Origin of the sequence: Reyranella sp. (assembly GCF_965279465.1) — a bacterium.
Lineage (GTDB): Bacteria > Pseudomonadota > Alphaproteobacteria > Reyranellales > Reyranellaceae > Reyranella.
On the sequence record NZ_OZ257242.1, the window covers coordinates 6,761,973 to 6,781,429 of the forward strand.

The 19,457-nt window shown below is 66.5% G+C and carries 18 protein-coding genes; 11 read left to right on the forward strand and 7 right to left on the reverse strand.

All coding sequences use genetic code 11. From position 1 onward, the window contains the following. The first annotated feature begins 50 nt into the window (after positions 1-50). Together ACQY8M_RS32940 and ACQY8M_RS32945 are read left to right on the forward strand one after the other, a co-directional pair. Positions 51-1,286: an MFS transporter gene (locus tag ACQY8M_RS32940; protein WP_428665293.1), complete on the forward strand. Its 1,236-nt coding sequence runs from the start codon at positions 51-53 to the stop codon at positions 1,284-1,286. Beyond that, positions 1,283-2,533: an MFS transporter gene (locus tag ACQY8M_RS32945; RefSeq protein WP_428665296.1), complete on the forward strand. Its 1,251-nt coding sequence runs from the start codon at positions 1,283-1,285 to the stop codon at positions 2,531-2,533. The genes ACQY8M_RS32940 and ACQY8M_RS32945 overlap by 4 nt, the downstream gene beginning before the upstream one ends. A 17-nt stretch (positions 2,534-2,550) precedes the next feature. Here the strand turns inward: ACQY8M_RS32945 and ACQY8M_RS32950 are convergent, their stop codons facing one another. Beyond that, entirely contained in the window at positions 2,551-3,339 is a 789-nt protein-coding gene (locus ACQY8M_RS32950) for an enoyl-CoA hydratase/isomerase family protein (protein ID WP_428665299.1), read from the reverse strand. An 84-nt stretch (positions 3,340-3,423) separates the two neighbouring features. Between ACQY8M_RS32950 and ACQY8M_RS32955 the strand changes: the two genes are divergently transcribed. Beyond that, positions 3,424-4,182, forward strand: a complete 759-nt coding sequence (locus ACQY8M_RS32955; protein ID WP_428665301.1) for a trypsin-like serine peptidase — start codon at positions 3,424-3,426, stop codon at positions 4,180-4,182. A 57-nt stretch (positions 4,183-4,239) separates the two neighbouring features. Here the strand turns inward: ACQY8M_RS32955 and ACQY8M_RS32960 are convergent, their stop codons facing one another. From ACQY8M_RS32960 to ACQY8M_RS32970, 3 genes are all read right to left on the reverse strand, one after another. Then, positions 4,240-5,313 carry a rhodanese-like domain-containing protein gene (locus ACQY8M_RS32960; RefSeq protein ID WP_428665304.1) on the reverse strand — a complete coding sequence of 358 codons (1,074 nt, stop codon included), beginning with the start codon at positions 5,311-5,313 and terminating at the stop codon, positions 4,240-4,242. Positions 5,314-5,391: 78 nt separating this feature from the next. Further along, positions 5,392-6,339: an aldo/keto reductase gene (locus ACQY8M_RS32965; protein ID WP_428665307.1), complete on the reverse strand. Its 948-nt coding sequence runs from the start codon at positions 6,337-6,339 to the stop codon at positions 5,392-5,394. 21 nt (positions 6,340-6,360) lie between these two features. Then, positions 6,361-8,340: a mechanosensitive ion channel family protein gene (locus ACQY8M_RS32970; protein WP_428665310.1), complete on the reverse strand. Its 1,980-nt coding sequence runs from the start codon at positions 8,338-8,340 to the stop codon at positions 6,361-6,363. 114 nt (positions 8,341-8,454) lie between these two features. On the opposite strand from ACQY8M_RS32970, the gene ACQY8M_RS32975 reads away from it, so the two are divergent. The 5 genes from ACQY8M_RS32975 (at position 8,455) to ACQY8M_RS32995 (ending at position 14,344) form a co-directional block, all read left to right on the forward strand. Continuing rightward, positions 8,455-10,086: a 3-(methylthio)propionyl-CoA ligase gene (locus tag ACQY8M_RS32975; RefSeq protein WP_428665313.1), complete on the forward strand. Its 1,632-nt coding sequence runs from the start codon at positions 8,455-8,457 to the stop codon at positions 10,084-10,086. Between the two features lie 108 nt (positions 10,087-10,194). Beyond that, the gene (locus tag ACQY8M_RS32980; RefSeq protein WP_428665316.1) at positions 10,195-11,181 is read left to right on the forward strand and encodes an isopenicillin N synthase family dioxygenase; all 987 of its coding nucleotides are present in this window, start codon (positions 10,195-10,197) and stop codon (positions 11,179-11,181) included. Then, positions 11,178-11,552, forward strand: a complete 375-nt coding sequence (locus ACQY8M_RS32985; protein ID WP_428665320.1) for a glyoxalase superfamily protein — start codon at positions 11,178-11,180, stop codon at positions 11,550-11,552. The genes ACQY8M_RS32980 and ACQY8M_RS32985 overlap by 4 nt, the downstream gene beginning before the upstream one ends. Further along, entirely contained in the window at positions 11,549-12,697 is a 1,149-nt protein-coding gene (locus tag ACQY8M_RS32990; RefSeq protein ID WP_428665323.1) for a mandelate racemase/muconate lactonizing enzyme family protein, read from the forward strand. Before ACQY8M_RS32985 ends, ACQY8M_RS32990 begins: the two co-directional genes overlap by 4 nt. 15 nt (positions 12,698-12,712) lie before the next feature. Next, the gene (locus ACQY8M_RS32995) at positions 12,713-14,344 is read left to right on the forward strand and encodes a 3-(methylthio)propionyl-CoA ligase (RefSeq protein ID WP_428665326.1); all 1,632 of its coding nucleotides are present in this window, start codon (positions 12,713-12,715) and stop codon (positions 14,342-14,344) included. Between the two features lie 126 nt (positions 14,345-14,470). On the opposite strand, the gene ACQY8M_RS33000 is transcribed toward ACQY8M_RS32995, so the two are convergent. After that, positions 14,471-15,334 carry a DMT family transporter gene (locus tag ACQY8M_RS33000; RefSeq protein ID WP_428665329.1) on the reverse strand — a complete coding sequence of 288 codons (864 nt, stop codon included), beginning with the start codon at positions 15,332-15,334 and terminating at the stop codon, positions 14,471-14,473. Further along, the gene (locus tag ACQY8M_RS33005; protein ID WP_428665331.1) at positions 15,331-15,729 is read right to left on the reverse strand and encodes a RidA family protein; all 399 of its coding nucleotides are present in this window, start codon (positions 15,727-15,729) and stop codon (positions 15,331-15,333) included. The genes ACQY8M_RS33000 and ACQY8M_RS33005 overlap by 4 nt, the downstream gene beginning before the upstream one ends. Positions 15,730-15,873: 144 nt before the next feature. Here ACQY8M_RS33005 and ACQY8M_RS33010 point away from each other — a divergent pair, with 144 nt between their 5' ends. The 3 genes from ACQY8M_RS33010 to ACQY8M_RS33020 all read left to right on the forward strand — a co-directional run bounded on the left by ACQY8M_RS33010 (position 15,874) and on the right by ACQY8M_RS33020 (position 18,337). Then, positions 15,874-16,566, forward strand: coding sequence for a helix-turn-helix transcriptional regulator (locus ACQY8M_RS33010; protein ID WP_428665333.1), 693 nt, complete (start codon positions 15,874-15,876; stop codon positions 16,564-16,566). A gap of 9 nt (positions 16,567-16,575) precedes the next feature. After that, positions 16,576-17,460, forward strand: a complete 885-nt coding sequence (locus ACQY8M_RS33015) for a TauD/TfdA dioxygenase family protein (RefSeq protein WP_428665336.1) — start codon at positions 16,576-16,578, stop codon at positions 17,458-17,460. 139 nt (positions 17,461-17,599) lie between these two features. Further along, entirely contained in the window at positions 17,600-18,337 is a 738-nt protein-coding gene (locus ACQY8M_RS33020) for an MBL fold metallo-hydrolase (protein WP_428665339.1), read from the forward strand. A 3-nt stretch (positions 18,338-18,340) separates the two neighbouring features. Here ACQY8M_RS33020 and ACQY8M_RS33025 read toward each other — a convergent pair whose 3' ends face one another. After that, a complete protein-coding gene (locus ACQY8M_RS33025) occupies positions 18,341-19,450 on the reverse strand; it encodes an NAD(P)/FAD-dependent oxidoreductase (RefSeq protein WP_428665342.1) in 1,110 nt (369 codons plus the stop codon). Between the last annotated feature and the right edge of the window lie 7 nt (positions 19,451-19,457).

Below are 19,457 nucleotides of genomic sequence, written 5' to 3' on the forward strand. Positions count from 1 at the left end.
ACATCATCGCGACGCAGACTTACAGCCGTCGGCGGATTCTCGCCGCCGGAATGATCGGCAATATGCTCGAGTGGTACGACTTCTCGATCTATGGCTTCTTCGCCATCCAGATCGGCGCCACGTTTTTCAATAGCAACGACCGGGTATCGCAAGCGCTGGCCGCGTTCGGCGTCTTCGCCATGGGCTTCCTGACGCGGCCAATCGGCTCGATCATCGTCGGCTATATCGGCGACCGGCACGGCCGCACGACCGCCCTCACCATCTCGATCGTCGGCATGGCCGTTTCCACCGTGGGCATGGGACTCCTGCCCGGATACCAGACCATCGGAGTCGCGGCCCCTATCCTGCTCACGCTCCTGCGCATGCTGCAGGGCCTGGCGGTTGGTGGCGAAGCCTCGATCGCCGGCGTCTTCATGATCGAGCAGGCCCCCAAGGGACGGCGCGCCCTGTCGGGCGCGATCGGCGGCGTCGGCAACGGGCTCGGCATCCAGGCCGGCTCCCTCACCGCCTTGGCCCTTGCCGGCTCGATGTCGCCGGAGGACTTGGCCGACTGGGGCTGGCGTATCCCCTTCCTGCTCGGCCTGGTCGTGGGTGTCGCGGGCTTCCTCATCCGGCGCGCTCTGCGCGACATGCCGGAGCATACGGCCGACAGCGCCGGCACGCCGATCGTCGTGCTGCTGAAGGACCATCTCGGACTGCTGTTCCGGATCGCCGGCCTCGCCTGCTTCACCGCCATCGGCTTCCAGGCCGCTTTCATCTACATCGCCGACTGGCTGCAGACGGTCGACGGCATCGCACCCCAGCATGCCTTCAAGATCAACTCGATGAGCATGCTGGCGATCACGCCGGTGTCCCTGTTCTTCGGCTGGCTGGCCGACCATGTCGGCCGGAAGAACCTGCTGCTGGCCGGTGCCGCGATCGGCGTGGTCGGCTCGGTGCCGTTCTTCATGCTGATGCAAAACAACTCGACGGCGATGATCTACCTCGGCCAGGCGGGTTTCGTGCTGGCGATCGGCATCCAGTTCGGCGTGCTGCAGGCGCTGATGGTCGAGGCCACGCCCCTGGCGATCCGCTGCACCGCGCTCGCGATCGGCAACAACATCGCCTGGTCCATCCTGGGCGGCACGACGCCGCTGGTTGCGACCTGGCTGGTCTATCGCACGAGCGACGAGCGCAGCCCCGCCTACCTGATCGCCGGCGCAGCGGCGATCACCTTCGTCTCGCTGCTGCTCACCAGGGACAATTTCAAGAAAGAGCTGCGGAAGGTCCGGATGGCGGGCACATGAATTCTCAGGCCCGTACTAACTGGCGCAGCATCGCGGCCGGCGCGATCGGCAACATGCTCGAATGGTACGACTTCGCGATCTACGGTTATTTCGCCGCCCAGATCGGGCGGACCTTCTTTTCGAGCGAGGACCACGTCTCGCAGCTCCTCGCGGCCTTCGGCATCTTCGCGGTCGGCTACCTGATGCGGCCGCTCGGCGGCGCCCTCGTGGGCTATATCGGCGACCAGTTCGGCCGGCCCGCGGCACTCACCTTCTCGATCACGGCGATGGCGGTGCCGACCTTCCTGGTCGGCATCCTGCCCGGCTACGACACGCTGGGCCTCGCCGCGCCGGTCATCCTCACCGGCTTGCGCATGCTGCAGGGGCTGTCGGTCGGCGGCGAGTGCACGACGTCGATCGTCTTCCTGTACGAGCATGCGCCGCCCGGCCGGCGCGGCCTGTGCGCCGCGATCGCCTTCTGCGGCGCAAATGCAGGCATCCTGCTGGGGTCGGCGACGGGCAGCCTGATCGCTTCAATCCTGTCGCCGGACGCGCTGGATCACTGGGGCTGGCGCATCCCGTTCGTGCTCGGCCTCGTGGTCGGCGGGCTCGGTTACCTGCTGCGCCGCGGATTCAGCGAACCCGAGACCGCCGCCAGGCCCGCACGCTCGCCCTTCGCCGACATCGTACGCACCCACCGCTCACTCCTTCTGTGGCTGGCGGGCATCTCGGTGTTCGGCGCGGTGAGCTTTTATCTGATGTTCGTCTATGTCGTGAGCTGGCTTCAGTTCGCCGACAAGATCGCACCGGCTCATGCGCTCAGCATCAACACGGTGTGCATGGCGATGATGATGCCCGTCATTCTCGGCACCGGCTGGCTGTCCGACAACGTCGGACGTCACCGCCTGATGATTGCCGCTCTCATGCTGGGCCTGATCGGCGCCTATCCGCTTCTTTGGCTGATGCATCATCCCAGCCTCACGATGGTCGTGCTCGGCCAGATGGGGTTCGTCGCGATCATCGGCCTCTTCTCCGGTGCGCTCGGCGGCGCCATGGTCGAGGCCGTCCCGCCCGACGTGCGGTGCTCGGCGACGGCGCTGGGCTACAACATCACCTACGGTGTCGCGGGTGGGCTGTCTCCGCTCGCGGCGACGTGGCTGGTCAATCGCACCGCCGACGATCTCAGCCCGGCCTACATGATCATGACCGCGGCAGCGGTGTCGCTGCTCGCGATGCTGCTCCATCGCAGCCGTCCCGGGACGGCCTGACCCTCGGCAGAGATCGACTATCGCCCGCGGAACTTCGGCTTGCGACGCTCTCTCCAGGCTTCGTGCGCCTCGGATTTGTCCTCGCTCATCTCGAGCACCATGAAGCGATAGGCATCGACCAGCGAGGCATCGGCGATGTTGGGGATATCCTGCCCGCGATTCATGGACTCCTTGACCATGCGCACGGCGAGCGGCGGCAGTCCGGCGATGTGGTCGGCGACCGCGAGCGCCTGGTCCATCACCGATTCGTGCGGCACCAGCCACTGGGCCAGCCCGATCCGATACGCCTCGTCGGCCTTGAGCGGAAAGCCCATGGCGACGCGCATCGCCAACCCTTTGCCGACGATCCGGGCGAGCCGCGTCGCGCCACCATAGTTCGGCAGGATGCCCAGGGCGACCTGCGGCAAGCGCCACTCGGCCCGTTCCGACGCCACGATCAGGTCGCAGCAGAAGGTGATGATGCAGCCGATGCCGATCGCGTAGCCATTGACGGCCGCGATCACCGGCTTGGGAAAGTCGCTCATCACGTTCGAGGGGAAATTGCGCGCCCGTCCCACGCGCTTGATGAAGGCCTCGGCCGAGCGGGTGTTGTGGGTATTGGGATCGGCGAGATTGGCGCCGGCCGAGAAGGCGCCGCCGGCCTCGTCACCCGTCAGGACGACGGCGCGCACCTCGTCATCGTCAGCCGCTTCGTCCAGGCGACGGATCAGGCCCTCGGCATAATCCGGCCCCCAGCAATTTCGCGCCTCCGGACGGCTGAGCGTCAGGATGCCTGTGTGGCCCTGCTTTCTGTAGAGAAGCGGCATGCGATCCTCCTCGTTTTTCGCGCAAGCCTATCCCGCTGTGGCAAGCAGGAGCAATCGACCCGCGTCGCGGCTAGAATGCCGTAAATGCCGATCTTTCGCCTTGCGACGCTGATCGCCACTGCGGCGGCCGGGGCCTCCTTGCTGGGTCTCGCCGTCGGGGCGCAGGGCGAGCCGCGCGACCGGGTCGACGTCGGTGCAGCGCCGTGGCGCTCCATCGGCAAGGTACAGGCCGTGGCGGGCGGCCTGCGCGAAACCTGCACCGCTGCCCTGATCGGCCCGCGCACGGTCGTCACCGCCGCCCATTGCCTCTTCAACATTCGATCGCGAAGCTACTTCCTGCCGTCGTCGGTGCACGTCCTGCTGGGGCTCGAGGGATCGCGCTTCACGTCGGCGACGATTGCCGCATCGTTCGTCGCAGCACCCGGCTACGATCCCCAGGCGCCGGACGACACCCTCGGGAACGACTGGGCGCTGGTCTCCCTTGCCGCATCGATTCCGGACCAGCAAATTCTCGGACTCGCTCACGTCGTGCCCACGCCCGGAACCGCCGTGATGGTGGGCGGTTACGGGCAGGACAACCCTAACGTCCTCACGGCAGATACGGCCTGCCGCCTCACCGGGCTTGGCCGCGATCCGGGCGGACATGCCGTGCTGACTCACGATTGCCGCGCCGTGCGGGGCGTGAGCGGGGCGCCGCTCCTGGTCCGGCTCGGCTCGAGATGGGCCATCGCGGGCATCAACATCGCCCAGTCCCGGGCCGGAACACAAGGCTTTGCTGTCCCGGTGGACGCATTCGCAAAGGGAAGGATCCTCCCTGGCGAAGCCGGAGAGGTGGCTCGGTAATCCGCGACGTATGACGCCGCCACCTCCCCGCGCTGCGCGCAGAGAGGAACATGGTTCCTACGCCGAGCCGCCCTCGACGCCGCGGCCCTCGCCGCGCCAGCGCAGCATGCCGCCCGGCAAGTTGGCGACCTCGCTGAACCCCGCCTTCTGGAGAATCGCCGTGGCGTGCGCCGAGCGGCTGCCGGCCCGGCAGACCGCCACGATCGGCTTGTCTTTCGGAAGCTCCTTCGCCCGGGCCGCGAGCTCTCCAAGGGGCAAAAGGGTCGCGCCGCGGATATGGCCGAGCGGACCGGAGAACTCGTTGGGCTCGCGCACGTCGACCACACGCACCGCTGCGAGGTTCTCCTCCAGCCAGTGCGGCTCGACTTCCCAGACGCCCGAGAAGGTGAACCGCAGCGGCGCCCAATCGGGGTCCTGCGCCATCGCGGCTTCGTTGCCCGGCTGGCCGCAGCGCAGGTTGGCCGGCACTGCCTCGTCGATCTTCTTCGGGTGAGGCAGGTCGAGATTCTTCATGTAGCCGGCGAAGTCGTTCTCGCCGATCTCGCCACCGAGCCGAGGATTGAATTTTTTCTCCTCCGCGACGCTGGTCGCGGTCAGGCCGCGATAGTCGTGCGCCGGATAGAGCAGGCAGGTCTCGGGCAGCGAGAAGATGCGCGAGCGGACCGAGCGGTAGAGCGCCCGCGCATCGCCCTGCTGGAAGTCGGTGCGTCCCGAGCCGCGGATCAGCACGCAGTCGCCGGTGAAGGCCATGCTTTCGTCGTCGAGCACGTAGGTTACGCAACCGTTCGTGTGGCCGGGGGTGGCGCGCACCTCGAGCGAGCGGTGGCCGAAGCCCACACGGTCGCCGTCCTTGAGCAGGCGATCGGCGCCGGCGGCGCCGCTTGCCTCTGCGAGCGCAATCTGGCTACCCAGCCGCTGCTTCAGCAACCAGGCGCCCGTGACGTGGTCGGCATGTACGTGCGTTTCGAGCGACCACAGCAGGCTGAGCCCGAGCTCGCCGATCAGGGCCGCGTCGCGCCGTACCTGCTCGAACACCGGGTCGATCAGCACCGCCTCCTTCGAGACGCTGTCGCCCAGGAGATAGGTGTATGTCGACGATGTCGGGTCGAAGAGCTGGCGGAAGACAAGCATCGGGCAGATCTCTTTCAAGAGAGCGCGCCACTCCAGCGGCGCTGATAATGCGCCACTGGAGTGGCGCGCTCCTATGAACTAGGGCGCGCTGGCCTTGTCGAGGGCCGCCACGTCCGCCGCATCGAGCTTGATGTTCGGCGAGGCGATCAGGTCCTTGAGCTGTTGCAGGCTGGTGGCGCTGACGATCGGTGCGGTGATCGACTTCCGCTGCATCAGCCAGGCGAGCGCCACCTGCGTCGGGTTGGCATTGTGTTTCTTTCCGGCATCGTCGAGAGCCTTCAGCACGGCCATGCCCTTGGGGTTGATGTACTTCTTCACGCCGGCGCCGCGCTGCACGTTGCCGACATCGGCCTCCGAGCGGTACTTGCCGCTGAGGAAGCCGCTGGCCAGCGAGTAGTACGGGATGACGCCGATCCCCTCCTTCAGGCACTCGTCCTCCAGCGCGCCTTCGAACAGGCCGCGCTCCATCAGGTTATAATGCGGCTGCAGGCTCTCGTAGCGCGGCAGGCCCTTGTCCCTGGAGATCTTCGCCGCCTCGGCGAGCCGCGGCGCGTCGTAGTTGGAAGCGCCGATCGAGCGCAGCTTGCCTGCCTTCACCAGCTCGCCGTAGGTCTCCAGCGTCTCCTCGAGCGGCGTCGCCTTGTCGTCCTTGTGCGACTGGAAGAGATCGATGCGGTCGGTGTTCATGCGCTGCAGCGATTCGTCGACCGACTTCTTGATGTGCGCGCGCGTCAACCCGCCCTCGGCCGGCACCATCCCGCACTTGGTGGCGATCAGGACCTTGTCGCGCTTCGACGGGTCCTTCTTCAGCCAGCTGCCGATGATCGTCTCGGATTCGCCGCCCGTGTGGCCCGGCACCCAGCGGGAATAGACGTCGGCGGTGTCGACGAAGGAGAAGCCGGCATCGACGAAGGCGTCGAGCAGCTTGTGCGAGGTCACCTCGTCGGCCGTCCAGCCGAAGACGTTGCCGCCGAAGGCGATGGGGGCGAATTCGAGGCCGGATTTGCCGAGCTTGCGCTTTTCCATGATCTGCTCCTGTTGCTGGATTTACTGAGCGGCGACCCGCGCCGCGGAGTCGAAGTTGCCGAACGCCGCCGCATACGGCGGCTTGGCGAAGTCGATGCCGAGCTTCGGAAGCTGCTCGTACATGCGCCGGATCGCCATGCGCTGGATCATGCTCGGATTCTTCGGCTTGGCGGTGAACTTGAAGCGCACAACCAGCGAGCCGTCCTTGATATCGACCAGGCCCTGCATCTTGAGCGGCTGCAGAAGCTCCTTCTGGAACTGCGGTTCGTTCATCATGTCGAGGCCGATCTTCTTCACCGTCTTGCGCAGCACCTCGACGTCGATGTTGGCCGCGAAGGCGAGGTTGAACTTCACCGTCGTCCAGTCGCGGCTGAAGTTGGTGATGTGGGTGAGCTGGCCGAACGGCACGATGTTGAGCTGGCCGTTCTGATGGCGCAAACGGATCGAACGCACCGAGAAGCCCTCAACCGTGCCCTTGGCCCTGGCGCCGTCGATGTACTCGCCGACGCGGAAGGAGTCCTCGGCCAGAAAGAAGATGCCCGAGACGATGTCGCGTACCAGCGATTGGCTGCCGAACGACACCGCGAGACCCAGTACCGAGAAGCCGGCGATCAGTGGTGTCGTGTTGACGCCGAGTTGCGAGAGCACCAGCAGGCTGCTCAGGATCAGGATGGCGATGCCCGCGGTGACCTTTATGACCGGCATGACCGTGCGCAGCCGCGATGCCGCTGCTGGCGCATCGTCATCGCCATCACCCGGCATGCCCGCCGACGGCAGGGGATTGTCGGCCATGTAGCGGTCCATGCGGTATTTCAGGATCCGCCAGAGCAGATAGCAGGCGAACGCCGAGATCGCTGCAAGCCGGACTGCGCGCGCATGCGGCTCCCATTCGGTCGGATCCATCATGCCGAGCGCGACGACCAGGATGGCATCGGTGGCGACCACGATGACGACCAGGCGCAAGGCCAGCCGGAGGCACGCGGCAACCACGTCGCCGACCGTCGGCACCTCGACCGGAAGGTGGTGGCTTAGCCGATGGATCAGCGTCTCCAGCAGGAGCAGCAGAAGCAGCAACGACTCGACGGCCGTGATGCCACGCGCCGCGCCCGTCCGCTCGGTCACGGCGGCCAGAATCGCCGCCAGCCCCGACACCAGATAGAATGCCAGGCCGCCGATCCACCAATCCTGGGCCATGGCGAGCTTGAGGGGGCGCAGGGCGGCATTCGGCCGGACCATGGCGCTGAGCCACGCCGCCATCTCGCGGCGCCAATGCCAGACGGCATAGAGAAGGGCTGCAGCCAACACCGGAACGACCAGCAGGCTCGCCGCTGCAATCACTGCCGGCGCAGCCCCTGTCGCCTCCATAAACATGAGGGCCTGACGCCCGAGCATCGGCACGACGACGACGACGTTCAGGCCGACCAGCAGGCGCGCCGCGGCCGTGTCGTCGACCGGGGCCATGCGGCCCTCCGGCGCCTGCGGCCGGAGCCAGATCCGGAACACGAAATTGAAGCCGCGCCAGTACAGCAAGCCAAGGAGGATCTGGTGGGCGATCTGTCCGGGGACGGCACGCGGATCGCCGGCCAGGCCCACCATGATGCGTGCGGCGAGCCACAGCGCCAGGAGCGCGAGGGCATCGAGCAGTGCGGCATGAAAGAAGGCGCGCATCGGAGACTCGCCGGCATGGCGCGCGAAGATGCCGTTCCGTGACCGTTGCAAGAGCATGCGCGCCAGCCACTCCGCGGCAAGGCCGGCCACGACGATGCCGAGCAGGACCGCTGTCATGCCCAGGCCGAATTGCTGCGGCAGGCGCGCGAGGTAGCCACCCAGCGTGGGCAGGCTGGCGAAAATCTGCTCCGCCCGTTCGGTGAGCGAGCTCAGGAACGTGCCTGCCATGCCCTCGCTCCCGCCGGCGCTCTTCACGACCTGTCCCCACGCCACGCCGGGCGTCGCACAGACGGCGCCCAAGCAAGCCAGCAACGGCGCATATTTACGCATCATCGACAACCAGGCCTCCGCCTCGCGGACCAACGGTAGGCCAGAATGACGCTCCTCGCCAGTGGGCCGCTTTCTGCTAGGTTCCGGCCAAGATTCATCCCTTCGGAGAAACTCACGATGCTCGGCCTGATGCAGGATCGCCCCTTGCTGATCCAGCAGCTCATCGACCATGCTGCCCAGAATCACGGCGATACGGAAATCGTCTCTCGCACGGTCGAGGGGCCGATCCACCGTTATACCTACCGTGACGCGCACAGGCGGTCGAAGCAGGTGGCCGAGGCGCTGCTGGCGCTGGGCATCGAGCCCGGCGACCGGATCGGCACGCTGGCATGGAATGGCTACCGCCACTTCGAGCTCTACTACGGCGTCTCTGGGATGGGCGCGGTCTGCCACACGATCAATCCCCGCCTCTTTCCCGAGCAGATCGCCTACATCGTCAATCACGCCGAGGACCAGCTCCTCTTCGTCGACCTCAACCTCCTGCCGGCGGTCGCGAAGCTGCTGCCGCTGTTCAAGACGGTGCGCTACGTCGTGGCCATGACCGACCGAGCCCATCTGCCGCCGAACATCGAGATCCCGAACCTGCTGGTCTACGAGGAGCTGATCGCCGACAAGCCCGGGAGCTACGAGTGGCCTGTGTTCGATGAGAAGACGGCCTCCTCCCTCTGCTACACCTCGGGCACGACGGGCAATCCGAAGGGCGTGCTCTACTCGCACCGCTCGACCGTGCTGCATTCCTACGGCGCCGCCCTCCCCGACACGCTCGGCCTCTCGGCACACTCGGTGATCCTGCCGGTCGTGCCGATGTTCCACGTCAACGCCTGGGGCCTGCCATACGCGGCGCCCATGGTCGGCGCCAAGCTGGTGTTCCCCGGCGTCGCGCTCGACGGGGCAAGCCTCCACGAGCTGTTCGAGACCGAGAGGGTCACCTTCACCGCCGGTGTGCCGACCGTGTGGCTGGCGCTGCTGAACCACATGCAGGCCAACAAGCTCAAGCTCTCGACCGTGAAATATGCCGTGATCGGCGGATCGGCCGCACCGCCGGCGATGATCGAGACATTCGACCGCGATTACGGCGTCGAGGTGCTGCACGCCTGGGGGATGAGCGAGATGAGTCCCCTCGGTACGGTTAACCATCCCAAAGCCAAGCATCTCGCCCTGCCGCACGAGGAGCAGCTCGACATCCGCCTCAAGCAGGGCCGCCCGCCCTACGGAGTCGAGATGAAGATCGTCGACGACGCCGGCAACGACCTGCCGCGCGACGGCAAGGCGTTCGGCGACCTGCTGGTGCGCGGCCCCTGGATCACCTCGGGCTACTTCAAGGGCGAAGGCGGCGATGTGCTGCGCGACGGCGGCTGGTTCCCGACCGGCGACGTCGCCACTCTCGACGCCGACGGCTACATGCAGATCACCGACCGCTCCAAGGATGTCATCAAGTCGGGCGGCGAATGGATCAGCTCGATCGACCTCGAGAATGCCGCGATGGCACATCCGGCGGTCGCCGAAGCGGCCGTGATCGGCGTCGCGCACCCGAAATGGGACGAGCGGCCGCTCCTGATCGTGCACAAGAAGCCGGACGTCGAGCTCGACAAGAAGGAGCTGATCGAATTCCTGGGCTCGAAGGTCGCCAAATGGTGGCTTCCCGACGACGTGCAGTTCGTCGAGGCGATCCCGCACACCGCAACCGGCAAGATCCTGAAGACCCGCCTGCGCGAAGACTTCAAGGACTATAAGCTGCCGACGGCGTGAGCTGTCTTTGCTGCTCATACTCCCAGCACACTGGACCGTCTTCCCTGCTGGCCCTATCGTTGCATAACGTCTCAGGTACGACTCAAAGAGGCAACAAGGAGTAGCGTCATGGCCTCCACGGAAACGATTCCCGTCATCGATCTCGGACCCTATCTCGCCGGCGAGCCCGGCGCGCTGGATCGCACCGCGAAGGAACTACATTTCGCGCTCACCGAGATCGGCTTCTATTTCATCGTGAATCACGGCGTACCGCGCCAGAAGATCCGCGACGCCTTCGAGCAGATCCGCCGCTTCCACGCCCAGCCGGTCGAGAAGAAGCTGGCGCTGAAGCTCGACCCGAACAACACCGGCTACTTGCCGATGCGCGGCAACACGCTGCGGACCTCGACAGTCCAGGCCGGCACCAAGCCCAACCTCAACGAAGCCTTCTTCGTGAAGCGCGAGCTGCCGCCCGACCATCCCGACATGCTGAGTGGCCGGCGCTTCCGCGGACCGAACCGCTGGCCGGACCTTCCCGGCTTCCGTGAGGTAATTGTCGACTACAACCAGACCATGGAGCGGCTGGTGCAGATGATGGTGCGGGTCTACGCTCGCGCCCTCGACCTTCCGGCGCAGTATTTCGATGCCGCCTTCCAGGACCCGCAATATTCGTTGCGCATGACGCACTATCCCCACCAGGAAGGCCCGGTGGTCGACGAGTTCGGCCTCGCCCCGCACACCGATACCAGCTTCCTCACCCTGCTGGCGCCGAACGACGTGCCGGGTCTGTCGATCCGCACCCAGAGCGGCAACTGGATCGACGCGCCGGCGATCGAGGATGCCTATGTCGTGAACGGCGGCCAGATGCTGCAGCGCTGGACCAACGACGTCTTCCTCGCCACGCCGCATCGCGCGATCAACCGCAGCGGTGGCGAGCGCTACGCCATTCCGTTCTTCTGCGACAGCAACATCGACTGGCCGGTCGCTGCCGTGCCGACCACCGTCGGACCGGACAAGCCGCCGAAGTACCCGACGACCTACTACACCGACTACATGACCTGGTACCAGAAGCGGAACTACGACGTGCTGAATGACGCGCAGCAGGCCGCTGATTGAGCATCGAGCTCCAGAGCGTCGTCCCGATCCTGCGCATCTTCTCGGTCGAGAAGGCGCAGGAGTTCTACGTCGACTTCCTGGGCTTCACCTGGGACTGGGAACATCGCTTCGACGACAACGCGCCGGTCTATGCCCAGATCTCGCGCACCGGCCTGGTGCTACATCTCAGCGAGCATCACGGAGGTGGTTCGCCGGGCGCGCATATCACTATCAACATGACGGGCATCGAAGAGCTTCACCGTGAGCTCAGCGAGAAGAAGTATCGCTACGGGCGGCCCGGCCTCGAAGAGCAGCCATGGGGCGCCCACACCGTCAGCGTCAGCGATCCGTTCGGCAACCGGCTGACTTTTACCGAGCCCAACAGCCAATGACCGGTTCGACCCTCGACCGCGTCGAGGTGCACGTCTTCCGCACCCCCATCGAGATTCCGGTCCGCACGTCCTTCGGCATCATGACCGAGCGCGCTGCGGTGTTCGTGCGCGTCGAGGATTCCGACGGCGCGCGCGGCTGGGGCGAGATCTGGTGCAACTTCCCCAACGCCGCCGCCGAGCATCGCGCACTCCTGCTCGCCGACATCGTGGCGCCGCGCGCGCTCGGCAAGTCGATCGACGATCCGGTCGCGCTTTGGGCCGAGCTCGACCGCGCCCTCCACGTGCTGCGCCTCCAGAGCGGCGATCCTGGTGCCTTCTCCGCCGCTGCCGCCGGCCTCGATCTCGCGATCCACGACCTCCGCGCGCGCAAGCGCGGCCTGCCGCTGTGGCGCGCGCTGGGCGGCGCCGATGACTCGCCGGTGCCGGTCTATGCGTCGGGCATCAATCCCGGCCGCGCCGCTCTCGACACTGTCGAGCGCGCCCGGGCCGAGGGTCATCGCTCCTTCAAGCTCAAGGTGGGCTTCGGCGAGGAAACCGATCTGGGATCTCTGCGTCCGGTGGCGTCGACCCTCGAGAGCGGCGAGCGGCTCATGGTCGACGCCAACCAGGGTTGGGACCTGGCAACGGCCTGCCGAATGGCACCGAAGCTGGCCGAGTTCGGTCTCGGCTGGATCGAGGAGCCGCTGATGGCCGACCGGCCGGCGTCAGAATGGACCCAGGTCGCCGCCGTGGCGCCGACGCGCCTTGCGGCCGGCGAAAATGTGCGCGGTGCCGGCGCGTTCCAGGCAATAATCGACTCCGGTCTGGTCGGATTTGTACAGCCCGACGTGGCGAAATGGGGTGGCCATTCTGGCTGCCTGCCGGTGGCGAAGGCGTCGCTCGCCGCGGGCCGCACCTTCTGCCCGCACTATCTCGGCGGTGCGATCGGGCTGATGCATTCGCTGCACCTGCTGGCTGCCGTCCGCGGTCCCGGCCTGCTCGAGGTCGACGCCAATCCCAACCCGCTGCGCGACGGTCTGCTGCAAAATCTCATGACCGTTACCGACGGCTGCGTTTCCCTTCCCGGCGGACAGGGACTCGGTCTAGAACCAGACCTGAAGCCGCTCGCAACCCTCAGAAGCCTTCACATCGAGCGGCACGCGTAACCAGGGGAAAACGCCATGCTCGGCCTGATGCAAGACCGTCCGCTGCTGATTTCGCAGATGATCGATTTCGCCGCCGCCTACTATCCCGAGGTCGAGATCGTCACCCGTACGGTCGAGGGTCCGATCCATCGTTATGGCTACAAGGACGCCGCCAAGCGCGCCAAGCAGCTCGCCGAGGCGCTTCAGGGCCTGGGCATCAAGCTCGGCGACCGGGTCGGCACCATCGCCTGGAACACCTACCGCCATTTCGAGCTCTATTTCGGCATCTCCGGCATCGGCGCGGTGCTCCATACGCTCAACCCGCGGCTGGCACCCGAGCACGTGGCCTACATCGCCAACCACGCCGAGGACCAGATCATCTTCGTCGATCTCAATTTGCTGCCGATCGTCGAGGGCGTCTGGGAGCACCTCAAGACCGTCAAGCACGTCGTGCTCATGACCGACCGCGCCCACATGCCGGCCTCGAGCAAGATTCCCAACCTGCTCTGCTACGAGGAACTGATCGCCGGCAAGCCGGGCACGCTCAAGTGGCCGACCTTCGACGAGAAGACCGCCTCCTCGCTCTGCTACACCTCGGGCACGACGGGCAATCCGAAGGGCGTGCTCTACTCGCACCGCTCGACGGTCATCCATTCGATGATGATGTGCTCCGGACCGGTGCTCGGCATGACGCCGGATGACTCCATTCTGCCGGTTGTGCCGATGTTCCACGCCAATGCCTGGGGCCTGGTCTATGCCGGGCCGATCTGCGGCGCCAAGCTGGTGTTCCCCGGACCGAAGCTCGACGGCGCCAGCATCTACGAGCTGCTCGACAAGGAGCAGGTGACCCTCTCCGCCGGCGTGCCCACGGTGTGGCTCGCCCTGCTCGACTACTGCGCCCAGAACAAGCTCCGGATGTCGTCGGTCAAGCGCAGCCTGATCGGCGGGTCGGCCGTGCCCTACGCCATGATCTCGCGCTTCTGGAAGGAGCACGGGATCGAGGTGGCGCAGGGCTGGGGCATGACCGAGATGAGCCCGCTCGGCACGCTGACCCGCTTCAACAAGGGCGAGCGCGAGTTGCCCGAGGAGGAGCGCTTCGCGATCACCGCCAAGCAGGGCCGGCCGGTGTTCGGCTGCGAGATGAAGATCATCGACGATGCCGGCAACGACCTGCCGCACGACGGCAGCGTGTCGGGCAACATGGTGGTGCGCGGTCCGTGGATCGTGAAGGGCTACATGAAGGGCGACGGCCGGAGCCAGTTCCTCGACGACGACTGGTTCATGACCGGCGACGTCTGCAAGATCGAGAGCGACGGCTCAGTAGTGATCACCGACCGCTCCAAGGACGTGATCAAGTCGGGCGGCGAGTGGATCAGCTCGATCGATCTCGAGAACGCGGCGATGGGCTGCCCCGGCGTCGCCGAAGCCGCCGTGATCGGTGTCGCGCATCCGAAGTGGGACGAGCGGCCGCTGCTCATTGTCGTGAAGCGGCCCGAGGCCGACGTCACCAAGGCCGACCTGCTGAAGTTCCTCGAGGGCAAGATCGCCAAGTGGTGGATGCCCGATGACGTGCAATTCATCGACGCCATCCCCCACGGTGCCACTGGCAAGATCCTGAAGACGGCGCTGCGCAAGCACTACGAGGGCTACAAGCTGCCGACGGCGTAGCGCCGCGTCGCACGATCAAAACCCGTGTCATCCCGAGCGAAGCGAGGGATCTATGCGCTCACCATAGATCCCTCGCTTCGCTCGGGATGACACTGGAAATGTTGCAACGCCGTCTGAAGCCGCTTCCTATGCTGGGGCACTCGATGTCGTATGAGCTGCCGTCAAGTCGGCCACGACCGCCGCCAGCACGATCGCCCCGCCGATCAGCGTGAGCATCGCCGGCTGCTCGGCGAAGGCGAGCCAGACCCAGAGCGTGCCGAGCGGCGTCTGCAGCACGCCGAGCAGGGCGCCGCGCGCCGCGGAGACCAGCGGCGTGCCGAAGGCGAGCAGCAGCAGGCCCATGCCGAACTGGCTGACGCCGAAAAGGGCGAGCAAGCCGAGCTCGTCGGCCGATACCCCCAGCGGTGAGGCGAACGGCCAGACGATCAACGAACACAGAAAGGCCGAGGCGCACACCGCCGGCACCATGCTGACGCCGCGCTTGCGCCGGATCAGCACGATGACCAACGCCATCGAAACAGCCATGGCGAGGGCCAGCAGGTTGCCGAGGAACTGGCCCTGCACGGTCGCCGGCCCTGCCATGATCGCCATGCCGGCGAAGGCCACGACGGTGGTGCCGAGCGTCCAGACGCTCTCGCGCTCCCCCAGGATCGCCCAGGCCATTGCCGCGGCGAAGAACGGAATCGCGGCATCGATCACCATGACGTCGGCCACGGTGCCGATCCGCATGGCGTTGAGGAAGCACACGGTCGCCACGGCCGACAGGACGGCGACCATCGCGCCTTCGACGCCCGTGGCGCGGATCGCTCGCAGCACCCGCCCGCGCTGCTGCACGAGCACGACGACGGCGAGGAAGCTGCCGCCGAACACGCCACGCCAGAACAGCAGGGTCCAGGCATCGACAGGGATCAGCCGCGTGAAGAAGCCCGCCGTCGAATAGGCCGTCGCCGAGGCGATGAGCAGCAGGGTGCCGAGCAGGCCGGGGCTCATCGCACCAGCGCCACGCAGTCGATCTCGATGTCAAACGGGCCGAACCAGCCTCCGGGGCAGAAGAAGGTGCGGGCCGGCTCGTGGGCGCCGAAATACTCCGCGTAGACGGCGTTCACCATCGGGAAGTACGCCGGGTTCGAGCAATAGACGGTGCACTTCACGACGCGCTCCAGGCCAGATCCCGCCGCTTCGAGGCAGTTCTTGAGGTGCTCCAGCGACCGCCGCGCCTGCTGGTCGATCGGCAGGATGTCATAGCCACCCGTCTCCGGGTTCACCGGCGGCATGCCGGAGACATAGACCCAGTCGCCAGCTCGCACGACGGCGGACGCGGGGACCGAATTGCGCTCGGCGAACTTGTGCAGAGCGGGAACGCTCGGGCGATAAATCTCGATCATGGAAGGCTCCTCAAGATGATCTTCGCTGGGAGCGCGGGTCTCCAGACCCGCTCGGACTCATGAGCGGGTCTGGAGACCCGCGCTCCCAGCCGGTGAAAACCCACCCTAGAAACCTCCTCCTGACAGCGTTATGTCAGTAGTCACATGCGCCGCTCGGACCGCCTTTTCGACATCATCCAGCGCCTGCGGACGGCCTCCCGGCCGACCACCGCGGCCGCGCTAGCGGAAGGGCTCGAAGTCACGCCGCGCACGGTCTATCGCGACATCGCCACCCTGCAGGCGCGCCGGGTGCCGATCGAGGGCGCCGCCGGCGTGGGCTACGTCCTGCGCAAGGGCTTCGACCTGCCGCCGCTGATGTTCACCATCGACGAGGTCGAGGCGATCGCCGTCGGTGCCCGGCTGGTCCGGCGCCTGAGGGATCCGAAGCTGCAGGAGGCGGCCGACTCAGTGCTCGCCAAGGTCGCGGTCGTGGTCCCCGAGCGCCTGCGCCAGCACATCGCCGACGCCCCCATGTATGTCTCGCCCGGCATGGCCGCCGAGGCTGAAGGGGCCGACCTCGCCGAGGTACGCGCCGCGATCCGCGACTCCGCCAAGCTCTACATCTCCTATGCCGACGAGCAGGGCCGGCGCACCAACCGGGTCATCTGGCCGATCGCCATGGCCTATTACGTCGATGCCACCCTGGTCGGCGCCTGGTGCGAGTTGCGGGGCGATTACCGGAACTTCCGGGTCGAGCGTATCCAGTCCTCCAAGGTGCTGGATGAGCATTTCGACCAGCACGGCGGCAGGCTGTTTCGCGAATGGTCGGCCCTCCCCAAGGAGAAGCCGGCGCTGTAGAATATCCACATGAACATCAAGCCTATCGATCCGGTCAACCGCCCGTTCTTCGCGGGCGTCGTCTCGGGCCTCGACCTGCGCAAGCCGCTCACGCCCGAAGAAGTGAAAGCCGTCCATGCCGGCATGGACGAGTTCGCCGTGCTGGTCTTCCACGACCAGCCGATCGACGACGAGCAGCAGCTCGTCTTCAGCCGCTCGCTTGGCCCGCTCGAACAGGCGACCGGCGACATCGCCGCCCCCCAGGACCGCCGCATGGGCATGGACCTGAACGACATCTCCAATCTCGACAAGAACAACAACGTGCTGGCGCGCGACGATCGGCGCCGCCTGTTTGGCCTGGGCAACCAGCTCTGGCATTCCGACAGCTCGTTCAAGCCGGTGCCGGCCAAGTATTCGCTGCTCTCGGCGCGCACGATCCCGCCGGCCGGCGGCAACACCGAGTTCGCCGACATGCGCGCCGCCTACGACGCCCTCGACGAGGAAACCAAGCGCGAGGCGCACGACCTGATCTGCAGCCACAGCCAGATCTTCTCGCGTGGCATCCTGGGCTTCACCGACTTCACCGACGAGGAACGCGTCAAGTGGGCGCCGGTACGCCAGCGCCTCGTGCGGCGCCATCCGTCGAGCGGCCGGCTGTCGCTCTATCTCGCGAGCCATGCCGGCGGCATCGAAGGCTGGCCGGTGCCCGAGGCGCGCGCCTTCCTGCGCGACCTCACCGAGCATGCCACCCAGCGCAAGTTCGTCTATGCCCACGTCTGGAAGCCGCACGACCTGGTGATGTGGGACAACCGTTGCACCATGCACCGCGCGCGCCGCTACGATCACACAGAGGTGCGCGACATGCGCCGCACCACACTCACCAACGAAGTGTCGAGCCTGGAGCAGGCGCCTTAGGGCAACCTCGAATGTGTCATCCTGAGCAGGTCTGTCATCCTGAGCGAAGCGAAGGATCTCACGCCGGCAAGGGAATCGCTGATCGCTCGGTGAGGTCCTTCGCTGCGCTCAGGACGACATTTATTCTTGGGACAAGGTAGTGCGTCTCCAATTCCTCGGCTCCGGCGACGCGTTCGGCAGCGGCGGCCGGTTCAACACCTGCTTTCATCTCACGCGCGCGCACGGCGGCAACGTGCTGATCGATTGCGGCGCCTCCTCCATGGTTGCGATCCGCAAATGGGACGTCGATCCCAACGGCATCTCGGCCGTCCTGGTGAGCCACCTGCACGGCGATCATTTCGGCGGCCTGCCCTTCTTCCTGCTCGACGCGCAGCTCGTCAGCCGCCGCACCGGTCCGCTCACCCTCGCCGGCCCACCGGGCTTCGAGGCGCGGCTGATGACCGTCATGGAAGCGATGTTCTCCGGCTCGACCAAGGTCGAGCGCAAGTATGCGCTGACGATCCGCGAGCTCGCGCTACATGAGCGAACCGGGATCGACGGCCTTCACGTCACGCCCTACCTGATGAAGCATTACAGCGGGGCACCGTCCTACGCGCTGCGCATCGAGACCGAAGGCAAGGTGCTGACTTATTCAGGCGACACGGAATGGGTCTCGGAGCTGATTCCCGCCGGCCGCGATGCCGACCTGTTCATCTGCGAGGCCTATTTCTTCGACAAGGTCATGAAATTCCACATCGACTACATGACCCTGACGAAGCATCTCGCCGAGATCGCTCCCAAACGCACCATCGTCACCCACATGAGCGCCGAGTTGCTTGCCCGCCAACCCGAGATCGCGTTCGAAGCCGCGCACGATGGGCTCGTGGTGGAGTTCTGACTCTTATCGACGCAATCTTGCCGGATCGAAAGTGGGCAGACGGGCGGGTGTGAAGGGCGAGAGATCGACGTGGCGGGCAGCGCCGTCGAGAATCAATTCGGCCATCGCCTCGCCGGTCGCGGGCGCGTTCAGGATGCCCCAGACATTGTGGCCGGTGGCGACGTAGGCGCCGGGGGCGCCCGTCACGGGCGCGATCATCGGCAGGCCGTCCTCCATGACCGGACGGAAGCAGGCCTGGCGAGCGATGATCGGCGTCGCGGCGAGAGCGGGCGAGATGCTCCGGCACATTGTCTCGAGCCGGGCATGCGCGCCCTCGTCGCCCAGCACGCCGGCGGGATCGACCGGCAGCGCGGCAGTCGAGGAAATCGCGCACACCCAGGTCGTGCCGTCGGCGCGAGGGAACAGTTCGGGGCTCAGGACGTCGCCGCTCGCCTCCTCGTATTCGAGGAACAGGGCCTCCGAGCCGGTCGCCTCGCCCGTGCCGAACACGAGGCTGTGGCCCTTGTAGCCGTAGACCGCGGGCAGCGGCAGCCACTGCGTCGCGAGGATCGACCACGGACCCATGGCGATCACCACGGCATCGGCCTCGATCGTCTCACCACTATCGAGCACGACGCCCTGCACGGCACCGTCCGGCCGGCGCATCAACGCTGCGACCGTGGCGAACCGAACCGTTGTGCCCTCTGCCTGCGCGGCAGCCATCAGCCCGGTGGTGAAGGCGCGCGGCTCGACCACGGCCGTGGTCGCAGGCGAACCGAGCCGCCCGGTGATCTCGACCCGTCCGGACAGCCAGGCCCGCGCCGCGGGCTGGCGCACGGCACCGTTCTCGGCGGCCTGCCCCGCATAAGTCTCCAGGCGCCGATAGCACCATGGATTGCCGAGGTCCTCGGACAGCTCTGCGTGGAGATCGAAGCTGCGCCGCGCCAGCCCATCGAGCGCGCTGCCGCGACACCAGTCGCGCGCCAGGAAGCCGCCCGACTTGCCCGAAGCCGAACCGGCCACGGCATGGCGCTCGATCACGACGGGCCGTGAGCCGCGCCGGCTCAGGAAATAGGCGATCGAGGCGCCGATCGCGCCTGCGCCGCAGATCACGATGCGTTTGGATGAACTCATGGGCTCG